The organism is Chitinophaga pollutisoli, assembly GCF_038396755.1.
Lineage (GTDB): Bacteria > Bacteroidota > Bacteroidia > Chitinophagales > Chitinophagaceae > Chitinophaga > Chitinophaga pollutisoli.
The window spans coordinates 3,691,084-3,710,365 of sequence record NZ_CP149822.1 but is presented as its reverse complement, the minus strand read 5'-3'; the positions used below and the strand labels follow the sequence as shown (position 1 = coordinate 3,710,365).

The 19,282-nt window shown below is 55.5% G+C and carries 18 protein-coding genes and 3 pseudogenes; 6 read left to right on the top strand and 15 right to left on the bottom strand.

Annotated elements, in window-relative coordinates; genetic code table 11:
• Positions 1-17: 17 nt before the first annotated feature.
• The 8 genes and pseudogenes from WJU16_RS15595 to WJU16_RS15560 form a co-directional block, all read right to left on the bottom strand.
• Positions 18-1,463 (bottom strand): DUF1800 domain-containing protein, encoded by a 1,446-nt coding sequence (locus WJU16_RS15595; RefSeq protein WP_341834413.1) that lies wholly within the window; start codon positions 1,461-1,463, stop codon positions 18-20.
• A 97-nt stretch (positions 1,464-1,560) separates the two neighbouring features.
• Positions 1,561-2,637 carry a ThiF family adenylyltransferase gene (locus WJU16_RS15590; RefSeq protein ID WP_341834412.1) on the bottom strand — a complete coding sequence of 359 codons (1,077 nt, stop codon included), beginning with the start codon at positions 2,635-2,637 and terminating at the stop codon, positions 1,561-1,563.
• 41 nt (positions 2,638-2,678) lie between these two features.
• Complete coding sequence (locus tag WJU16_RS15585; protein ID WP_341834411.1) at positions 2,679-3,737, bottom strand: M48 family metallopeptidase; 1,059 nt, start codon at positions 3,735-3,737, stop codon at positions 2,679-2,681.
• A 6-nt stretch (positions 3,738-3,743) separates the two neighbouring features.
• Positions 3,744-4,289, bottom strand: a complete 546-nt coding sequence (locus WJU16_RS15580; RefSeq protein WP_341834410.1) for a GNAT family N-acetyltransferase — start codon at positions 4,287-4,289, stop codon at positions 3,744-3,746.
• An 85-nt stretch (positions 4,290-4,374) separates the two neighbouring features.
• Complete coding sequence (locus WJU16_RS15575; RefSeq protein WP_341834409.1) at positions 4,375-4,671, bottom strand: hypothetical protein; 297 nt, start codon at positions 4,669-4,671, stop codon at positions 4,375-4,377.
• 145 nt (positions 4,672-4,816) lie between these two features.
• Positions 4,817-6,091 (bottom strand): serine--tRNA ligase, encoded by a 1,275-nt coding sequence (gene serS, locus WJU16_RS15570; protein WP_341834408.1) that lies wholly within the window; start codon positions 6,089-6,091, stop codon positions 4,817-4,819.
• Positions 6,092-6,136: 45 nt separating this feature from the next.
• Positions 6,137-7,806: pseudogene (locus WJU16_RS15565) on the bottom strand (NAD+ synthase).
• Positions 7,807-7,847: 41 nt separating this feature from the next.
• On the bottom strand, positions 7,848-8,531 hold the full coding sequence (locus tag WJU16_RS15560; protein WP_341834407.1) for a porin family protein: 684 nt from the start codon (positions 8,529-8,531) through the stop codon (positions 7,848-7,850).
• Positions 8,532-8,593: 62 nt separating this feature from the next.
• Here WJU16_RS15560 and WJU16_RS15555 point away from each other — a divergent pair, with 62 nt between their 5' ends.
• The gene (locus WJU16_RS15555) at positions 8,594-9,619 is read left to right on the top strand and encodes a hypothetical protein (RefSeq protein ID WP_341834406.1); all 1,026 of its coding nucleotides are present in this window, start codon (positions 8,594-8,596) and stop codon (positions 9,617-9,619) included.
• Here the strand turns inward: WJU16_RS15555 and apaG are convergent.
• The 5 genes and pseudogenes from apaG to WJU16_RS15530 all read right to left on the bottom strand — a co-directional run bounded on the left by apaG (position 9,616) and on the right by WJU16_RS15530 (position 12,409).
• Entirely contained in the window at positions 9,616-10,002 is a 387-nt protein-coding gene (apaG, locus tag WJU16_RS15550; RefSeq protein ID WP_109699698.1) for a Co2+/Mg2+ efflux protein ApaG, read from the bottom strand. The genes WJU16_RS15555 and apaG overlap by 4 nt on opposite strands.
• A gap of 83 nt (positions 10,003-10,085) precedes the next feature.
• Positions 10,086-10,376: a DUF4157 domain-containing protein gene (locus WJU16_RS15545; RefSeq protein WP_341834405.1), complete on the bottom strand. Its 291-nt coding sequence runs from the start codon at positions 10,374-10,376 to the stop codon at positions 10,086-10,088.
• Positions 10,377-10,479: 103 nt separating this feature from the next.
• Positions 10,480-11,357, bottom strand: a pseudogene (locus WJU16_RS15540) (DUF5777 family beta-barrel protein).
• A 79-nt stretch (positions 11,358-11,436) separates the two neighbouring features.
• Entirely contained in the window at positions 11,437-11,988 is a 552-nt protein-coding gene (locus tag WJU16_RS15535) for a YceI family protein (protein ID WP_341834404.1), read from the bottom strand.
• A gap of 19 nt (positions 11,989-12,007) precedes the next feature.
• Positions 12,008-12,409, bottom strand: a complete 402-nt coding sequence (locus WJU16_RS15530; RefSeq protein ID WP_341834403.1) for a hypothetical protein — start codon at positions 12,407-12,409, stop codon at positions 12,008-12,010.
• Positions 12,410-12,509: 100 nt separating this feature from the next.
• Here WJU16_RS15530 and murF point away from each other — a divergent pair, with 100 nt between their 5' ends.
• Complete coding sequence (murF, locus tag WJU16_RS15525; protein WP_341834402.1) at positions 12,510-13,781, top strand: UDP-N-acetylmuramoyl-tripeptide--D-alanyl-D-alanine ligase; 1,272 nt, start codon at positions 12,510-12,512, stop codon at positions 13,779-13,781.
• Positions 13,782-13,829: 48 nt separating this feature from the next.
• Here murF and WJU16_RS15520 read toward each other — a convergent pair whose 3' ends face one another.
• Positions 13,830-14,258 (bottom strand): antibiotic biosynthesis monooxygenase, encoded by a 429-nt coding sequence (locus WJU16_RS15520; RefSeq protein WP_341834401.1) that lies wholly within the window; start codon positions 14,256-14,258, stop codon positions 13,830-13,832.
• 387 nt (positions 14,259-14,645) lie between these two features.
• Positions 14,646-15,047, bottom strand: coding sequence for a methylmalonyl-CoA epimerase (gene mce / locus WJU16_RS15515; RefSeq protein WP_341834400.1), 402 nt, complete (start codon positions 15,045-15,047; stop codon positions 14,646-14,648).
• A gap of 99 nt (positions 15,048-15,146) precedes the next feature.
• Here mce and WJU16_RS26125 point away from each other — a divergent pair.
• From WJU16_RS26125 to gldG, 4 genes and pseudogenes are all read left to right on the top strand, one after another.
• Positions 15,147-16,309 (top strand): annotated as a pseudogene (locus WJU16_RS26125) (cysteine desulfurase family protein).
• Between the two features lie 11 nt (positions 16,310-16,320).
• Positions 16,321-16,647, top strand: a complete 327-nt coding sequence (locus WJU16_RS15500; RefSeq protein WP_341834397.1) for an iron-sulfur cluster assembly accessory protein — start codon at positions 16,321-16,323, stop codon at positions 16,645-16,647.
• A 133-nt stretch (positions 16,648-16,780) separates the two neighbouring features.
• Complete coding sequence (gene gldF / locus WJU16_RS15495) at positions 16,781-17,518, top strand: gliding motility-associated ABC transporter permease subunit GldF (RefSeq protein ID WP_341834396.1); 738 nt, start codon at positions 16,781-16,783, stop codon at positions 17,516-17,518.
• A gap of 4 nt (positions 17,519-17,522) precedes the next feature.
• Positions 17,523-19,238 (top strand): gliding motility-associated ABC transporter substrate-binding protein GldG, encoded by a 1,716-nt coding sequence (gene gldG, locus WJU16_RS15490; RefSeq protein ID WP_341834395.1) that lies wholly within the window; start codon positions 17,523-17,525, stop codon positions 19,236-19,238.
• The last annotated feature ends 44 nt before the right edge of the window (positions 19,239-19,282 follow it).

Genomic DNA, 19,282 nt, shown 5'->3' with positions numbered 1-19,282 from the left:
GTTCGATAGTTTCAGTGTTAGCACATTTGGTACTCCGGCGTGCTCATCACGTCGATCGTTACCGTTTTAATATAGTTCTCGCGCGTGGAAGCATCGGAATATTTTTCCAGCAGCTGCCGGTCGATACCTTTGCTGCGCACTAGCAGCGACTGCGCGATGGCATCCGCCAGTTCTTCCCGCTTCACGTCTTTATATCCGTCCACATACGGCTGCCAGTCGACCTGTGCGTTTACGCGACGGGCATATTGCCGTTTGAGCAATTCGTTCACCTGCATCGTCATTTTATAATTTTGCCCCTCACCCATTTCAGGTGTGATTTCTTTCGGTTTGACGTTCAGTTCCTGGGAATAGAGGATGATTTGCGGAACGCGCAGGCGGAACATGAGGCTGGAGCTGTCGATCCAGTTTCTGCCGCCGGGCCATCCGGCCACGTTGGGAGGATAGAAGAGTGTTTGCCCGAGTACGCGCTGGAACACCAGCATGGCCTCTTCCTGTTCGAATTGCATGGGCACGGCCCGGCGCAGGCCCACGATCAGTTCCACCGGCGATTTGATGCGGGTGCCCACGATTTTATCGTCATAAAACCAATCGGAAATGAAGATGTTCTCCATGAGCGCGCGGAGGTCGTAGCCGCTGCGGTAGAACTTTTCGGCGAGCTCCTGTTCGCGTGCTTCGTTGCCGTTTTCGTGTACGAAGTAGCGGTATATTTTTCCAGTGATGAACCGGGCGGTTTGTTTTTGTTCGAGGAGGATGTTGATGACGTCGTCGCCATTATAATTCCCGGTTTTGCCGAGGATGGTTTTGGCGCCTTCGTCGTGGACGTTCTTCCGGAACCGGAATTGTCCCATTTCGTCGTATCCCCATCCTGTGAAAGCCCTGGCGGCTTCCTTCACGTCTTTTTCCGTGTAATGCCCGCGCCCTAAAGTGAAAAGCTCCATCACTTCCCGCGCGAAGTTTTCATTCGGCCTTTGCTTGCGGTTTTGCTGGTTATTGAGGAAGCCCAGCATCGCGGGGGATTTGGACACTTCGCTAAGCAACATCCCGAAGTTACCCAGGCCATGGCGGCGCAGGGTATCGAGCAACTGCTGATTAAAGAGCACATTTTGCGTGCGGCAGGCGAAATGCCCGTGCCAGAACAACGCCATCTTTTCCTGTAGCGGATGATCGCTGGTGATCATGGCGTGCGTCCATAAAACATTGAGATCCTTAATACCGTCGGTATTGAGCTTTTGCACCATTTTGCGCTCTTCCGCACCCATGTTGCGCTGACGCTGGTAATCGGGGAGATCGGTTTCGTCCATCACGCGGATGGGCGACGGGGCAGACTGCGGGCCGAGGATCACTTTCTTCACCACTTCCTTACGCTTCTTCTTCATCCAGGACCGTATCTCGGGAAGGCCTTCGCCGAAACCGGCCCTCCAGCCCAGATGCTGCATTTGTGTCTGCAAGGGAACAACTGGCATATGCGGAAATATTTTCAGGTAAGACGGATCAACAATGACCAAAGTTTAACCGGCCATCCTCCGAAAGCTGAAAAAAACGCAAATACCGTTCCACCGTTCAATATCGCACCATGGAAAGGTCGATTTCGCTCGCCCAGGCATGTATCCCGCCCGTAACATTATATACGTCCGGGAACCCGGCCTGCAACAGCAATTCGGCCGTTGCCCGGCTGCGCATCCCGTGGTGGCAGATCATGGCTACCGGCGTATCGCGCGAAAGGGTGGACAATGAAGCCGCCACCCGCCGCATGGGAATATGGACCGCCCCATCGATATGGCAATAATCCCATTCGTCTTTCTCCCGGACGTCCACCAGCTGAAAGTCGCGCCCTTCATCGAGCCAGCTTTTCAGCTCCTGGACGGTGAGCAGCTGCAGGGTGCGCGCGTCGCAGACAAAGTTGCCGTAACTGTCCTGCAATGCGGTAATATCGTGGTTGCCGGGTTGCGGCTGGAAGGTGAACACCTGGTGGGAATTGTCTAGCAACTGGATCGTCAGCAACTGGTTCGCCAGCGGCTCCCCGATGCCGGTGAGTACTTTCACCGCTTCGGAAGCCTGGTAACAGCCGACAATGCCGGGGAGCACCCCAAGCACACCCACGTCGTTGCAATCCGGCGCGTCGCCCGGTTCGGGGAACAGGCAACGGTAAGTACCGCTGCCGTTGTAGTTCAGTACGCTGACCTGGCCTTCGTACCGGAAAATGGAACCGTACACGAAAGGCTTTCCGAGCAAAACGCAGGCGTCGTTGATGAGATAGCGGGTGCCGAAGTTGTCGGAGCAATCCACTACGAGGTCGTATTGCGCGATGATATCGAGAGCGTTTGCCGTGCTGAGATATTGGGGGTGCGGAACAAAAACGGTTTCGGGATTGAGCTGCTCCAGCCGCGCGATGGCCGCGGCGATCTTGGGCTTTCCTTCGTCGGCGACGGTATAGATCACCTGCCGTTGCAGGTTGGTGACGGCAACGGTATCTTCTTCCGCGATCCCGATCCGCCCTACACCCATGGCGGTAAGGTATTGGAGCACCGGCACGCCGAGCCCGCCGGCGCCTACCACCAGCACGGAAGCGGCACGCAGTATTTCCTGCTTTTCGATGCCGAAGCCGTCCAGCCTGATTTGTCTGTCGTAACGGTTCATTTTTCCCCTGCTTTTTTGCTACTTAAATTTCGTGAATATTTTTATTTCAAACCAGACCTGATCTGTTCCCAGGTTGCTGTAAGCACTGCCGGCATGGTCGGTTCGGGTTGTATGATCTTCTCTTCCACATATTTCGCGCGCCGGTCGAGGTCGGGATGCGAGCTAAGCCATTCCGAAGGCGCGCTGCCGCCGGATTCGCCGAGGGTTTTAAACAACAGTCCGAACCCATTGCCTGGTATCCGCTGGTTTTTCAGCATGATGAGGCCGTTGAGGTCCGCTTCCTTTTCGAGACTCCGGGAGTATTCGAGGCTTTTGAGCTGGCTGGCGTTCTCCACCAGCACGGCTCCCATCCCCGTTACATCCCCGAAAATCAGGCTTACCGCGGTAAAAGTGCCGAGGCTCTGCATCAGGGAGCGGGTGGTGTGGCGCAGGTTGATGTGCGAGCTTTCATGCGCCAGCAGCGCCGCCAGTTCTTCGGGATGCCGCATGCGTTTGAGCAGGCCGCTGTATACGACGATATGCCCGCCGGGAACAGCGAACGCATTCGACTGGTCGAGATCCACCACGGTAATTTTGATGGGGTACGGCGACGAAACGCCCATCTGTTTGTAAAAAGTATTAACCTGTTCCGTCTCCTTTGGCAGGATTTTATATGCTTTGATGAGGGATTGATACGCCTCCTCGCCTATGGAAACTTCGTATTCCACCGGCAGCGCGTTGGCCGCTTTGCCGGCCAGCCAGGGTACGATCCAGACAAAAGCGGCCACCACGAGCCCCACTACGATGAGCGCCGTGGCGAAGAAAGTCACATACGCCACGGGGAACACCCTGCGTTTCTTCGCCATTTGCATGGCTGCGAGCGGCGCGAAATCGCCGTTGGGAACGATCAGCGTTTGCAAGGGCCGGCCGGTGTGATGGAGGACGCACCCGCCCGGGCGCTCCTCTCCCTTCACCACATTTTCCCAATACCAAAACACGGTGCGGGGATTGCCATGCGCATCCTTCAGATGGATTTCTATGCGTTTGTTCGTAACGGTTACATCGGCGCCCTGGATATGGTCGGGCGTTTCATAGGAGTAATAACCCTGAAAAGCTTTCATCGGTCGTTATATGGGTTTGATTCTTTTGCTCATCACCACGAGGTCCACCGTGGAACCATCCGGCTGGATGATACCCTGGGGAATGCGGCCATGTTCGGTAAAATTGAAATTCCTGTACAGCTGGATCGCCCTTTCGTTGTTGGCCAGCACTTCAAAATGAATGATGGCGATGCGGGGATGTGCTTCCGCCCAGCGGATGGCCGACGTCAGCAAACGCCGCCCGATGCCCATGTTCCAATACCTATGCAGTACCGCGATGCCCAGCAGCGCCATGTGGTGCTGCTTGCGCGTACGCCCCTGGTTGAGGCTCACCATCCCGGCGATATCCCCTTCCACATCCGCCACCAGAAACATGTTGTTCGGGTTATCCATGTAAGCACGGATAAACGCTTCTTCCTTCGCCAGGTCGTACTGCAACGATTCCTCATGCGTAAACAACAGGAAATCCGTTTCCCCCGTTACCGCCTGGAAAGTGTGTAAACATGCTTGCGCATCCGTAACCTGGGGAGGACGGATGACCAGTTGTTTACCATTGGGAAGGAAGTGGCGCATGCGACAAATATACTGCACCCGTCTGGCTTACGGGCATAAAAAAGGCGGCTTTTCGGCCGCCGGTTCATTGCATTTGCGCTGGTTATCAGGATGCCTTGGCGTGTTTGGTCACAAACGCCACTACAGCCGCTTTCTGGTCGTCGTTCAGCTTGGCTTTGCGGGCCATCCTGTCCATGATACCTGGCCATTTCTCCGCGGTTTTGGTTTCGGGGAGTTTGTAGTGGTGGCATTTGGCGCATTTCTCACGGAAAATGGCCTTGCCGTCCGAATCTTCATACTTCGCGAAAGCTGCTTCCACCTTGGCCGTGTTCTTGGGGTTGATGCCACCGGCACATCCCCACAGCACTACGGCGAGGAACGATAACTGGATGAGTTTTTTCATAATTTGCATTTTTGACCTGCAACAAATTAAAGGAAAATTTTCAAAGCCGGTCCATTAAATCCTGTTGTAACGCATGGCTATACGCATAAAAAAAACGCCCGGTTGCCTGACCGGGCGTTTTAATTGAGGACTGCCGAAGGGCGGATTACGCGATCCTGTCGGCCCCGAAATATTTGTGCAGTGCTTCCGGCAGCAGGATGCCGTCGGGCGTCTGGTTGTTTTCCAGCAATGTGGCCATGATGCGGGGGCAAGCGAGCGAACTGCCGTTCAGCGAGTGCACCAGCTGGTTCTTGCCGTTTTCGTCCTTGAAGCGCACCTTCATCCGGTTCGTCTGGAACGTTTCGAAATTGGAAACGGAAGATACTTCCAGCCACTTCTCCTGCGCGGCGGACCATACCTCGAAATCGAAAGTCTGCGCAGAAGCGAAGCTCATATCGCCGCCACAAAGATTCAGGATGCGGTAAGGCAGGTTGAGGCTCTGCAACAGTTTTTCCACATGCGATACCATTTCCTGCAGGGCCTGGTACGATTTGTCGGGATGTACGATCTGCACGAGCTCTACTTTTTCGAACTGATGGAGGCGGTTGAGGCCGCGCACGTCTTTGCCGTAAGAACCAGCCTCCCGGCGGAAACAGGGGCTGTAAGCCGTGATCTTCACCGGCAGCTCGCTTTCTTTGAGGATCTCGTCCCGGAAAACGTTGGTCAGCGGCACTTCGGAAGTGGGGATCAGGTAGAAGTTATCTTCCTGCATGTGGTACATCTGGCCTTCCTTATCGGGTAGCTGGCCGGTGCCGTATGCCGAAGCCTCGTTCACCATAAACGGCGGCAGGAATTCCGTGTAACCGTTACCTGTGTTGAAATCGAGGAAATAGCTGATGAGGGCGCGCTGCAGGCGGGCGCCTTTGTTTTTATAGAAAGGAAATCCGCTGCCGGTCACTTTATTGCCCAGCTCGAAATCGATGAGATCGTACTTTTTTGCGAGGTCCCAATGCGGAACGGCGCCCTCCGCCAGGGTGGGGATATCGCCACCACGGCGGATTTCCAGGTTATCTTCCGGCGTTCTGCCATTGGGCACGTCGGCGCCGGGCAGGTTGGGGAGCTTCACTAGGGTATCGTGCAGCAATTTTTCCGTCGAACGCAGTTGCTCGTCGATCGGGCCCAGCGCCTGCTTGAAGGCAGCCACCTCCTGCTTGCGGGATTCCGCGCCCGACTTATCGCCTGATGCCATGAGTTTTCCGATCTCTTTTGATGCGGAATTCACCTTGGCTTGCGTTTCATCGTATTCGAGCGTCAGTTTCTTGCGCTGATCGTCGAGGGCCAGCACTTCGTCTACTACCGCAACCGCGTCCGCGAAATGCTTCACGGCCAGCCGTTCGAGTACCAGCTCCTTGTTTTGACGGATAAATTGTACCTGTAACATTTTATAATGAATATTGAATTTGGACAAAGATAACGGGGTTCTCCCTTAACTCAAATATTTCCCTACAATGGGCACCCGCCTGCCAATCCCGAAGGCCTTGGACGACACCCGGATGATCGGGCAAAACTGGTTCCGCTTGTATTCGTTGGTATTCACCAGCTTCAGCGTGCGCGCTACCAGCGCGGCGTCGAACCCCTGGGCGATAATCTCCTTCGGCCCTTGCCGCCGCTCAATATACTGATACAGGATGCGGTCCAGTATCGCATATTCCGGCAAACTGTCGGAATCTTTCTGGTTGGGCCGCAACTCCGCCGAAGGCGCTTTGTCGATGATATTCACCGGGATGATCTCCCGCTCGCGGTTAATGTGCCGCGCCAGGGCGTAAACCTGCATCTTGTAGAGGTCCCCCAGCACTGAAAGCCCCCCGCCATATCGCCGTACAACGTACCGTAGCCGGTCGACAACTCGCTTTTATTGCTCGTATTGAGCAATATGTACCCGAATTTGTTCGACAGCCCCATCAGCAGGTTGCCCCGGATGCGGCTTTGTGTGTTTTCCTCCGCCACGTTGAAAGGCAGCCCCTTGAAATGGGGCTCCAGCGTCTGCAAAAAGCTTTCGTAAATATCGTTGATGCGGATGATGTCGTAAGGATTCTCCAGGTTTTTCGACAGGGCCACGGCATCGTCTACCGAATGCTCCGTGCTGTAAGGCGAAGGCATGAGGATGGCGCGGACGTTCTCCTTGCCCAGGGCCTCCACGGCCAGCGCCAGCGTCACAGCGCTGTCGATCCCGCCGGAAGAACCCAGGATAGCCTGCTTGAAACCCATTTTATGGAAATAGTCGCGGATGCTGAGCACGATGGCCTGCCGGATGCGTTCAATGTTATGGTCGAACACCAGCTCCTCCATCACCGAATTCGGGACGATCACCGCATTGGGATTGGGTTTCTTCTTCCCGAGGGCTTCCAGCTCCACGCCCGCCATATCTTCTTCGAAAAACGATAATTGCTTCACGATCTGCCCTTCCGCGTCAAAGACCATCGATCCTCCGTCGAACACAATCTCCGTTTGCGAGCCTACGGTATTGCAATAATACATGGGCAGGCCGTACTTCTTCACATTCTCCCGGATGATCTCGCGGCGGCTCTCGTCGTGGTCGTAATCGAAGGGTGAGGCCGACAGGTTGATCATCACATCCGGGTCCTGGAGGATGAGGCGGTCCATGGGACAGATCCGGTACAGCGGGTTGTCGCCCAGGTTCCAGATGTCTTCACAAATGGTAACTGCCAGCTTTTTTCCTTTAAAAGGGATGACGTTCCATTCGAACGCCGGTTCGAAATACCGGTATTCGTCGAATACATCGTAGGTGGGGAGCAGGGTTTTCTGCACCACCTGTTTGATTTCGCCTTCGTAGAGGAAGAATGCGGCGTTGAAGAGATCTTTCCCTTCGCGGTGGGGATTGCGCTGCGGCCCTCCCACCAGTACGGCGGTTTTCTGCGTATGCTTCCGGATTTCGTCGATGGCGGCGTAACTCCGGGCGATGAAGTCTTCAAACTCCAGGAAATCCCGGGGCGGGTAACCGCACACGCATAGTTCGGAAAACACGACCAGGTCGGCCCCACGGGCCTCTGCGGCGTGGATCGCTTCGATGATCCGGGCCGTATTGGCTTCGAAGTTGCCGATATGATAATTCTGCTGGGCGAGAAATATGTTCATCCGTACTTTTTTTGTCTGGCAAAGGTACGGACTAAAGAGGGTTAAAAATATATCCCGAGCCGTAAAATGAAGCTGTTGGCGGTCACCCGGCCATCGTTCCATTTGCCGTTGCGGGTGATATCCACGAAATTATTCTGGTAATTGATGCCCACCACGCCGGTGAGGGTTTCGCTGAGGGGATATTCGATCCCCGCGCCCAGGAGCATCCCGGCGGTCAGCGGCTGTATCTGCCGGAGCACGCCTTGTTTCTCGAACCGCTGCATGTTGCTGATTACATTGGCGCGTGCGCGGATGGGCATGCCCACGATTCCGCCGAACTGCCCGTAAAAGTCGAAACCTTTCTCCGCGGTGGTCCGCAGCTTCAGCATCACCGGCACTTCGATATATTGCAGCCGCAGATCGTATTCCGCGGAAGTGGTCGCAAAACCGTTGAGACCTTTGCCGGCTTCGTATTGCATCACGCTGCCAAGATGGGTAACCTGGACACCAGACGCCACGGCATATCGCTCTTCATTATCGATAAACCAATCCGCCAGCACGCCGTAGCTGAAATAAAAACGGCCGCTGTTGCGGGTTACGCCGGATTCCTGGGGATTGAGGAACGAAGCCCCGGGATCGATCTTAAAACCAAAACGCACCTTCCGGCCCGATTTTTCTGACATACGCTCGCTAAAAGACTGTGCGGAGAGGGAAGCGGCCGACGCCAGCAAGATGGCGGCCATCATAAAGGATTTCCGGAATACGCTCCGATGCAATATTTTTACCATTTCTAAAGTTATTATAGGCGATGCAAAAGTACCGTAAAATATATATCCTGTATACCCTGATCTTCATTTCCGCCACCATGGCGGGTTGTAGCCGTAAAAAACCCGTCCCCGACGTCAGTCACATTCCCATCACGGTCAAAATCGAGCGGTTCGACAGGGCATTTGCCGGTATCGATACCACTAACGTTGCCGGCGGTGTAAAATTGTTGCAGGAATTGTACCCCGGATTCACCAACGATTATTTCTCGCATATTCTTTTCCTGCCCAATACGGGAGACAGCGCCGGCCTCACCGCAGCGGTGCGCAGCTTCCTCACGAATCCGGACATCCGTTCCCTGAACGATTCGGTAGGAAAGCATTTCGCCGACCAAAGCCCGCTCGAAAAGGAGCTGCAGCAGGCCTTCCGCCTCGCGAAGCATTACCAGCCCAAATTCCACGCTCCCCAGGTGCTCACGTTCATTTCCGCCATCAACAACTACGGCGCCATTACCATGGATACCATCCTGGGAATCGGGCTGGATATGTACATGGGTGCGGATTTCCCGGTATACAAGCTCATCCCCGATTTGCCGGAATACATGGTGCGGCGCTTCACGCCGGAGAACATCCCCGTGAACGCCATGACCGTCCTCTACCAGCAACTCGACGCTCCCCGCGAAGAAGCCACCCTGGCCGAACAGATGGTGTACCTCGGCAAGCAACAATACTGGCTGGAACATGTATTGCCCGAAACGGACGAACACCTTCGCCTCGGCTACACACCGGCACAACTGAAATTCTGTAAGGAAAACGAGGAAATGATCTGGCAGTATTTCGTGGAGAATAAATTGCTGTATAACCGGGAAGGACAAACGATCGCGCGTTATATCGGAGAAGGCCCCTCCACGCAAGGGATGCCCGCAGAAGCACCCGGGAAAATCGGCGCGTATACCGGGTACAACATCGTACAGGCATTTATGGAGCGCCACAAAGATTATACATTGGAAAAACTCATGAACACGCAGGACGCGATGCTCATCTTCAACGGAGCCAGGTACAGGCCTTAGTTCATTTTAAAGGGAACCACCATCTGGAACTCAGGAATCTTCACATCGAAGAGTTTCTTGTTCAGTTGGTTTTCCATCTGGTAAGTACCGTACATCTTACCGATTTCGGTACGGAGGTTGGATCCGGAAACATACTGATAGCTTTCGCCCGGCGCCAGCAGCGGTTGAACACCTACTACACCCTCTCCTTCCACCTCACGGTGCGAGCCGTTGGAATCGATGATATACCAATGGCGGCGCAACAGTTTTATCGGGAAAGTATTATTGTTCTCGATAGTGATACGGTAAGCGAACATGAACTCACTGCCGATCGGATTGGAGTAATCCGGCTGGTAAAACGTCTCCACGCTTATCGTGATTCCCTCTGTGACCTTCTTAACCATAGAATCAGCCTTTACCGTAAAAATAAGGAAAAAAACCGCGTTGTAACATTTTTGTCTCCGGGGCCTGGCGTTTTAACGAATCTTTATCGTATTTCGACCCCTTCCAGCTCCCCGGCGTTCCCCTCGGCCCGCCGGGCATCCTGCTCATACGGAATGTTATAATAGCCATAGCGGGCCCAGTCCCGCACATAGCGCCACAGGAACCGCCAGTAGCCCGCTTCCCGGTACTGCCTCACGTGCCGCACCTCATGCCGCACCCAGGCCGTATTACCCAAAAATTGCTCCCGCGACACCCCGTGCAGGTGGATCACACTCCCGAAAACGATCGCGATGTTGTTACTTCCCATCTTCCAGGCGGCCAATCGTGCTACCATAGAACACTCACGGATACTGCATTTCAGTGTTGCCATGCATGCAATTTAACCGCTTTCATGCCAAAAACAGCACAATCGTACCTATTCACTTCCCATTAACCGATTAACGGCCGCCCAGCGCGAACCTCCGGGAGATGTTGAAACCCCACCGGAACTGCCCGTGCGTCCAGGTGCTGACGGTTTCCGGGATGAACTGGTTCTCCAGGATGGCCGTGGCATTCGTGAAATTCAGGTGGAACACGTGCCCGCCCGTCTCAATCTCCACCCCCACGCCCAGGGAATTGTAAAACTTCGTACCGCGCGATGCGTAATAATCCTTGCTTTCGCTATCCCGGAACGAATAGAAATAATCCGCCACAAAAGCCACGCGGTTGCTGAAACGCAGCCTGCCGCCCACGCCCATGGCAAACATATTGTTCATATCCTTGAAGCCCACCCGGTTGCGATGTACGAACGAAGGCGTCAGCGCCAGGCTGAAAGCATTGCCGAACTTCCGCGCAATCACCGCCTGGGCCACGTAGCTCACCCGGTCGGAGAATTGATCGAAATAATTGGGGTCCGCCTTATCCGGACTACTTTTCATGGACGAAGCCACCGCATTGGCAAACAGCGTCACCGCCACGGGCGACCGGTTGTCGTGCGTTTGTTGCAGCAGCCGGTATTTGCCCAGCACTTCCCACATCTGGGAGAAATTGCCGCTGCCTTTGGCCCGGCTCACCCCGGCCGTCAGCCGGTTGGTAATGCCGTATTCAAAGGCGATGCGGATGTCGGTGGAGTTGTCGAGCCCGAAAAAGTCGACGATCCGCCTCCGGAGCCGCCCATATCCCCGAATCGGTGCGCTACGCGGAAGTCGAGGTCGCGTTTGGCCAGGGTTTCGTTAGACTGGCCGTTGATAATGCGGGTGCTTTTGAAGGTGGAAGTCACAGGGTCGCGGCGGACGGAGTCCTTCCCGAAAATAGCCCCCAGGTCTTCCTGCGCCATGGCCGCGGGGGCCGTGAGCAGCAAGGCGGTGAGCAGGCGGAGATGCAACATATGCGCTGGTTTGATGGTCTTTTTCATGTCAAGGTTGGGTTGCGGCCTGGTATTCGGCGGTCATGGTCACTTCCACTACTTCCGCGATATTTTTTACCACCAGGCTGGGTATTTTGATGTGATGATCAGCTACGCGCACATTGAACTTCGCTTCGGCGGACATTTTGCCGCCGGAAACGGTGATAGTCCCGGCTACGCGGTAGTTTTTGGATACGCCGTGGATGAGCAGGTCGCCTTCCGTTTCCACGGGGTAGCTGCCATCTTTGGTGAGGTCGGCGTCGCCGAGGATTTTGCCTTTAAACTCGGCGTACGGGTATTTATCGCTTTCCAGGTAATTTTCGTTGAAGTGTTCCTGCATCAGCTTCTTTTTGAACTGGAAAGTGTTTACCGGCACTTTGAAGTAAATGGCGCGGGAGGCGGGATTGATGGCGGAGACGCCTTTGTTGGTGGTGGCCTCGATATCTTCCAGCGGGGCGCTGGAAAAGAAGCGCAGGCGTACGTTGCGGCACGATCGCACGTCTTGCCCCAGGGCAGTTGCGGCGCAGGCGAGAAAAACGGTGATGATGAAGATACGTTGCATGTGGCGGGTGTTTGATGAATCAATCCGGCATTCCCTTGTTAACCCAGCAGGCGATCGAATCGCGGACGGCCCTGGAGAGCGCGGGGTAGCCCTGGCTCTGGGGCATGTCGGCATTGCTGTGCGTAACCCTGAACATCCAGTTTTCGCCGTTGGCTGAAATGTAGTTCTTCAGCTTCGCCGGCGTGGAGAAATCGGAAATCAAGGGCGAGCTGCCGCCGGGATGGCAGTTGCGGTTGGTGCAGTTTTGCTGCACGATCTCGTAGATCCGGGTGGTTGTTACGTTAACGGAAGCACAATCCGCACTGGCGGAAGGCTCCGGGGCCTGTTCGGAGGTACAGGCGGATAGGAAGCAGCCGGCCAGTAAAACCGGCCAGATCCGGAAAAGTGTTTTGCGCCTGGGCATGGTGATATGGGTTTGCATAGTTTTCTGTACGATATAAGGTCGGGATAGGTTGCCTGCGAAAGATAATAAAGAAAATGAGGGCCTTCATTCCTTATTTTTGTGAGCAAATACCGAAGACGTGAACATCGAACAACTATACAGCATCTACCGCCTACACCCCTCCGTACAAACGGACACCCGCCAGCTCCGGCCGGGCGATATCTTCTTCGCCCTGCGCGGGCCCAACTTCAACGGCAACCAATACGCCGCCGCGGCCCTGGAAGCCGGGGCCAGCTTCGCAGTGGTCGACGATCCGGCGTTTCATACGCAGCCGGAAAAAATGATGCTGGTCGAAGATGCATTGGCGGCCCTGCAGGACCTGGCGCGCCATCACCGCCGGCAGTTCAACATTCCGTTCATTGCCATTACCGGCACTAACGGGAAGACCACCACGAAAGAAATGCTCCGCGCCGCGCTGGGAGCGGCTTTTCGTACATACGCCACCGAAGGCAACCTGAACAACCATATCGGCGTGCCGCTGACCATCCTCCGGATTCCTTTGGACGCGGAAATGGCCGTGATCGAAATGGGCGCCAACCACCGCCATGAGATCGCGGGATACTGTACCGTGGCGTTGCCCACGCACGGGCTCATCACCAACATCGGAAAGGCCCACCTGGAAGGGTTCGGCAGCGAAGAAGGGGTGCGCCTGGCCAAGGGCGAGCTGTACGATTACCTTCGCGAAAATGGCGGCACGGTGTTCGTTTGCAAGGATTATGATTACCTCGTGGAAATGAGTAAAGGCATCGGCACCGTGATCACTTACGGGCACGAACCGGCCGATTACGCCGGCGCTCCCTTCCCCGGGACCGCCCTCCTGGAGCTGGAAGCCGTGGAAGCGGGACATGTACGCACCCATCTCGTGGGCGCCTACAATTTCCCGAATGTGATGGCGGCGATTGCCGCGGGGCTGCATTTCAAAGTGCCGGCCGATAAGCTGCGCGCCGCGCTGGAAGCATATGTGCCCTCCAACAACCGATCGCAGGTAATGCGCAAGGGCACCAATACCTTCGTGATGGACGCTTACAACGCCAACCCGTCCAGCATGAAAGCCGCCGTGGAAAACTTCGCCACGCTCGACGCGAAGCAGAAAGTGCTGTTGCTCGGCGCCATGAAAGAAATGGGGCCCGACAGCGAGAAGGAACACCAGGCACTCGCAGATCTGCTCCAGCTGCACCATTGGAAAGCCGTGGTACTGGTGGGCAAGGAATTCTCCAAAACCCAGCACCCCTATATCTCGTTCGAAACCGCGGACGAAGCGAAGGAATGGCTGGCGCAGCAACGGTACGAGGACACCCATTTTCTCGTAAAAGGTTCGCGCAGCGTGGGAATGGAAAAAGTCGTGAATTGAAGTGAATACTAAATCCAATACGCCCTCGCCGGATAAGGAGGGGCTTTTTTATTGGACGTTCCCCCTTAGTTTTAAAAAAATCGCGGGCTTGGATGCTGGGTCGATAGTGCCCATATCCAGCAGGCGCGGGGATTTGACCATGTGCATCGTGGCAGTTTTGTACTTCAGGAAATGGGGCGTTTTCAGGTGATAGTCGTAGGCCTCTTTGCCGGCGTATATTTCCAGGATTTTTATCCGCGCGGGATCCGACTTTTCGAACATGGGGAATATAGCGATCACGCCGGGCTCCAGTTGCACGGAAGCGGCGGCTTCCTCGCGTAGGATTTCCTTGTATTTTTCCAGGTGAACGGTGTCGATTTCAATTTCCGCGATGCGGACCATCATGCCCTGTTGCGCCAATGCATCGTTACCCACCAGCAACAGGAGCGCCAGCAACGCGGTAAAAACCGGCAGAGAAAGTGATTTGCGTGCATTCATACAGACGAGTTTGTGGTTTTGACAAGTATCAAACGCCGGGTTCACAGTGAAGATAATGCATGTTGAACGTATCGAATGTCAGGACGGAAGCGATGTAGATAACAAAGCAAAAGTTGAAGTGTGCGACGCAACGGCGGTGGAAAGTTGAAAATCCGCCGGTTTCCATGCTATTATACCCCGAAATGCAGGACGATGGCGCAAAAAAAGAAACCTGCGAGTTAAAAAACTCACAGGTTTTCATAACCTATGCCAACTTTAGAGTATTGTTTGAAGCCTTGCGGCTGCATTCGCTCTAACCTATACCAATATCAACGCGGGATTAAATAAAAGGTTTAAATACCGCCAATTATTTTCTGGCTTTTTTCATAACAGGCTGATTTCGTTCTATCAGCTGCGTTCCTGCGTCAGCTCAATGAGTACGCTGTTGGTGCTTTTGGGATGGAGGAAGCAAACCAGTTTGTTATCGGCGCCGGGCTTGGGCTCGGGAGAAAGGAGTTCGAAGCCTTCTTTTTGCAGGCGGGCCATTTCGGCGCGGATGTCTTTGACTTCAAATGCGAGATGATGCACGCCTTCACCTTTCTTTTCCAGGAATCTGGCAACCGGGCTGGCGGGCGACAAGGCTTCCAGCAGTTCGATTTTTGTTTCGCCCTGGCGGAAAAATGCGGTGGCCACGCCTTCGGTGGCTACTTCCTCGGTTTTGTAGCATTCCGCGTCCAGCAGTTTTTCGAACAGGGGAACGGAAACGGCCAGCGACTTCACGGCGATGCCGATGTGCTCAACTTTTAACATATAGGTGTATGATTTAATGCCCGAAAGATGACCCTGCGGTTACCCGCACGTAAGGGCCCTTCCGGGTAAAAGTAGAACTTATATCGTAATTTTGCGTGGATGCAGACACTGCCCGTTTACCTTGACAACAACGCCACCACGCCCTGCGATCCGCGGGTGCTGGAAGCCATGATGCCTTACTTCACCCACCAGTTCGGCAATGCCGCTTCGCGCGCGCATGCCTGGGGCTGGGCGGCCGAAGAAGCGGTGCAGCAGGCGCGGGAAGAAGTAGCGGCGATGATCGGCGCGGAACCCCAGGAGATCGTGTTCACCTCCGGCGCCACCGAATCCCTCAACCTCGCGCTGAAAGGAGCTTTCGAGGCCTACGCTGTAAAAGGGAAACACCTCATCACCGTGCAAACGGAGCATAAAGCCGTGCTCGATACCTGCCTTCACCTGGAGAAAATGGGGGCCAGCGTTACCTATCTGCCGGTGGACGGCCGCGGACTCGTGAGCCCGGATGATCTGCAGGCCGCCATCCGTCCGGATACCATACTAACGGCGGTGATGTACGCCAACAATGAAACGGGCGTGATTCAGCCGATAGCGGAGATTGCCAAAGTAGCGGCGGACCATGACATTCTCCTGCTCACCGACGCCACGCAGGCCGCGGGAAAAATTCCGCTGGATGCGGGAAAGGAAGCCATCGGGATGCTGGCGCTTTCGGCCCACAAACTGTATGGCCCTAAAGGCGCAGGCGCGCTGTTCGTGCGCCGCAGATCCCCCGGGTAAGGCTGGCAGCCCAGCTGGACGGCGGCGGCCATGAGCGCGGGATGCGCTCCGGCACCCTGAATGTGCCGGGTATCGTAGGCCTTGGCAAGGCCTGCGCCATCGCGTCCGCCGAAATGGCAGGCGAAGCTTCCCGGCTGGCGAGCCTCCGTGACCGGCTGGAAATCGGCATTATCGCCCAAACGGGCGCCATCGTCAACGGCGGGGGCGCTCCCAGGCTGCCACACGTCAGCAACCTGCGGTTCCGGGATGTCAAGGGGGCGGACCTCCTGCGCGGGGTAACCCGGGAAATAGCCGTATCTTCGGGTTCGGCATGCACTTCCGCCAATCCCGAACCGAGCCATGTGCTCCTGGCCATGGGCGTCCCCGAAGATCTGGCACATTCTTCGCTCAGATTCGGATTGGGACGGTTTACCACCGAAGCGGAAGTGGACCGTGCCATTGAGACAGTCAATCAAACCGTGCGCGAATTGCACGCAATATATAACCTGTAAAAACGGATAAAATGATCTATATAAGTGATAAAGCCAAGCAAAAAGTAGATGCGCTCCGGGCCGAAGGGACCCTGGGGCAGGACTACTTCCTGCGCGTGTCCGTAGTGGGCGGAGGATGCTCCGGCCTTAGCTATAAACTGGATTTCGACAATGAAACCAAACCCAAGGACCAGGTGTTCGAAGACAAAGGCATTAAAGTGGTGACGGACCTGAAAAGCTTCCTTTACCTCTGCAATACCACCCTCGAATTCTCCGAAGGGCTCAACGGCAAAGGGTTCTACTTCAACAACCCCAACGCCGCCCGCACCTGCGCCTGCGGCGACAGTTTCGCCGTGTAAGCCTGAAAACACCTTCTTCAAACGATAATAGCCGCCCGGTCCACCATAACCGGGCGGCTTTTTTTGAATCGTTTACGGATGATTAAAAATTCAAATATTGTGGAAACGTAATTGAATTATATTTGCTTCCGTCATGTATGCCATTTTCAAGAAAGACATCCACCAATTTTTCAGCAGTATTACGGGCTATGTAGCCATTATCGGGTTCCTGCTCGCCAACGGGTTGTTCCTGTTCATCTTCCGCGACACAAGCCTCCTGGAGGCGGGGTACGCGGACCTGGACGGGCTTTTCGAGCTGGCGCCCATGATTTTCCTTTTGCTGATACCCGCCATCACCATGCGCAGCCTGTCGGACGAATACCGCAGCGGCACCATGGAGCTGCTGAGCACCAAGCCGGTGACGCCGTGGCAGATCGTATGGGGGAAATACTGGGCCTGCCTGCTGATCGTGGCCATTGCGCTCATCCCTACGACCGTGTACTATCTCGCCATTTCGCAGCTTGCGGCGGCGGGGAACGGTCCGGATACGGGGAGCATCCTGGGTTCGTACCTGGGGTTGTTTTTGCTGGGGGGCGTGTTTACGGCGATCGGGCTGTGGGCTTCGTCGCTCACGGGGAATGCGGTGGTAGCCTTCCTGGTGGCGATCTTCACCTGTTTCATTTTATACAACGGGTTCGATGCGCTGAGCAAATTGCCGGTGTTTGAAGGAGGAGCGGATTACTACCTCGCCATGGCCGGCATCCGTTATCATTATACTTCCATCAGCCGCGGGGTGGCAGACACGAGGGATATCGTGTATTTCGCCAGCGTGGCCGGACTCATGTTATATCTTACCAAAATATCGCTGGAAAGGAAAATCTGGCAGGGTTGATTTTATGGAACCAACGAGAAAGGACAAACGCAAACAATACCTGAAACGCACGCTGGGCCTTGTGGCTGTGATCGTGGCCATCAACGTGGCGGCGGGGTACTTCCATGCCCGGCTGGATCTTACTGCCGAACAGCGTTACACCCTGGCCCCCTCCACCCGCGAGCTCCTCCGCAAGCTGGACGCACCCGTTGAGATCGAAGTTTATCTTAAAGGCAAGTATCCCGCGGGGTTCCGTCAGCTGTCCAACGCCACACGCGAGCTGCTGGAAGAGTTCCAGCAATACGGCGGCACCAACATCCGCTTTACATTCCTCAACCCCGGCTCCGACCTCCCCGACTCCATGCGCGCCGCTTTCCAGGATACGCTCATGGCCCGGGGCATCCTGCCGTTTAACCTGCAGGTGCAGGACGACGGCAAGGATTCCTACGCCGAAAAGCTCATCTTCCCCGGGGCGATCATTCAATACAAAGACCGCGAAACCGCCATCAACCTCCTGAAAAGCCAGGGCGGCATGGATCCCATGCAGGCGCTCAACAGCTCCGAAGCCCTCCTGGAATATAAATTCGCCAACGCCATATACCAGCTGCAGCAACCGCACCGGCCGCTCATCGGCTACATGCTGGGGCACGGCGAGCCGGAAGGTCCCGAAGTCTACGACGCCCTTAAAACGCTCCACGAGCTCTACCAGGTGGATACCGTCAACCTCGCCACCACACCCGTCATCTCCGGGGAATTCGACGCGCTGCTGTTCGTGAGGCCCACGCAAACCTTCAGCGACGCCGACAAGCTGAAGATCGACCAGTACGTGATGCAGGGCGGCAACATCGCCTGGTTCATCGACAACCTGACCGCTTCTGCCGATAGCCTCCGCGGGCGCGACTTCGTGGCATTCGACCGCAACCTGCAGCTGGAAGACCTGCTGTTCAAATACGGCGCCCGCGTCAATCCCGACTTGATCCAGGATCTCCGGTCCGACATTATCCCGCTCGTGGTAGGCAATATGGGCGACAAGCCGCAGATCCAGCCGGTGCCGTTCCCTTATTTTCCGTTGCTATCCTCCACCAACGCCCATCCTATCGTCAAAAACCTGGACCTGGTGATGAGCCGTTTCGCCGGGTCGGTAGACACGGTGGCCGGCGGCGACGTGCATAAAGCCATTTTGCTCACATCATCGGACCACAGCCGCACCGTACGGAGCCCGGCGCGGATTACACTGGAAAGCGTACAGCAGCAACCCAACCCCAGGGAGTTCCGGCAGCGGAATTTACCGGTGGCCGTATTGCTGGAAGGACGTTTCCCGTCCCTGTTCCGCCACCGGATCGGCGCGGAAGCGCAGACGCAGTGGCAGAACGCCAGCGGGCAGCCCTACCGGGCGCAAGCCGATACAGCCGGGAAAATGATCGTTTCAGGAGACGCCGACCTGGTTTTGAATGCCGTGACAAGGAAAAGCGGTCCTTTGCAAATGGGCGTCAACGAGTTCAACCCCGATTACCAGTTCGCCAACCGCGACTTCTTCCTGAACGGTATGGATTACCTCGCCAGCAAGTCGCCGGTGATGGAAACGCGCAACAAAGAACTGACACTCAGGCTGCTGGATACGGAAAAAGTCCGTGCGGAAAAAACCAAATGGCAGATCCTCGCTTTTGCCCTTCCCGTGGGGGCTGTATTGCTGTTTGCCATGGCGTTCCAGTATTTCCGGCAGCGCAAGTATGCTAAATAAAGCTCCCGGAATCCATTATCTTTGCCATTCATTAAATTTTCCGA

What these genes read in the sequence shown, in the direction of transcription:
- gldG (WP_341834395.1), top strand. Translation starts at nt 17,523, where the DNA reads ATGGAACCAACGAGAAAGGACAAACGCAAACAATACCTGAAACGCACG.
- WJU16_RS15520 (WP_341834401.1), bottom strand. Translation starts at nt 14,258, where the DNA reads ATGAATGCACGCAAATCACTTTCTCTGCCGGTTTTTACCGCGTTGCTG.
- WJU16_RS15595 (WP_341834413.1), bottom strand. Translation starts at nt 1,463, where the DNA reads ATGCCAGTTGTTCCCTTGCAGACACAAATGCAGCATCTGGGCTGGAGG.
- WJU16_RS15535 (WP_341834404.1), bottom strand. Translation starts at nt 11,988, where the DNA reads ATGCAACGTATCTTCATCATCACCGTTTTTCTCGCCTGCGCCGCAACT.
- WJU16_RS15575 (WP_341834409.1), bottom strand. Translation starts at nt 4,671, where the DNA reads ATGAAAAAACTCATCCAGTTATCGTTCCTCGCCGTAGTGCTGTGGGGA.
- gldF (WP_341834396.1), top strand. Translation starts at nt 16,781, where the DNA reads ATGTATGCCATTTTCAAGAAAGACATCCACCAATTTTTCAGCAGTATT.
- WJU16_RS15500 (WP_341834397.1), top strand. Translation starts at nt 16,321, where the DNA reads ATGATCTATATAAGTGATAAAGCCAAGCAAAAAGTAGATGCGCTCCGG.
- WJU16_RS15530 (WP_341834403.1), bottom strand. Translation starts at nt 12,409, where the DNA reads ATGCAAACCCATATCACCATGCCCAGGCGCAAAACACTTTTCCGGATC.
- WJU16_RS15585 (WP_341834411.1), bottom strand. Translation starts at nt 3,737, where the DNA reads ATGAAAGCTTTTCAGGGTTATTACTCCTATGAAACGCCCGACCATATC.
- WJU16_RS15555 (WP_341834406.1), top strand. Translation starts at nt 8,594, where the DNA reads ATGCAAAAGTACCGTAAAATATATATCCTGTATACCCTGATCTTCATT.
- mce (WP_341834400.1), bottom strand. Translation starts at nt 15,047, where the DNA reads ATGTTAAAAGTTGAGCACATCGGCATCGCCGTGAAGTCGCTGGCCGTT.
- WJU16_RS15545 (WP_341834405.1), bottom strand. Translation starts at nt 10,376, where the DNA reads ATGGTAGCACGATTGGCCGCCTGGAAGATGGGAAGTAACAACATCGCG.
- WJU16_RS15590 (WP_341834412.1), bottom strand. Translation starts at nt 2,637, where the DNA reads ATGAACCGTTACGACAGACAAATCAGGCTGGACGGCTTCGGCATCGAA.
- serS (WP_341834408.1), bottom strand. Translation starts at nt 6,091, where the DNA reads ATGTTACAGGTACAATTTATCCGTCAAAACAAGGAGCTGGTACTCGAA.
- apaG (WP_109699698.1), bottom strand. Translation starts at nt 10,002, where the DNA reads ATGGTTAAGAAGGTCACAGAGGGAATCACGATAAGCGTGGAGACGTTT.
- WJU16_RS15560 (WP_341834407.1), bottom strand. Translation starts at nt 8,531, where the DNA reads ATGATGGCCGCCATCTTGCTGGCGTCGGCCGCTTCCCTCTCCGCACAG.
- WJU16_RS15580 (WP_341834410.1), bottom strand. Translation starts at nt 4,289, where the DNA reads ATGCGCCACTTCCTTCCCAATGGTAAACAACTGGTCATCCGTCCTCCC.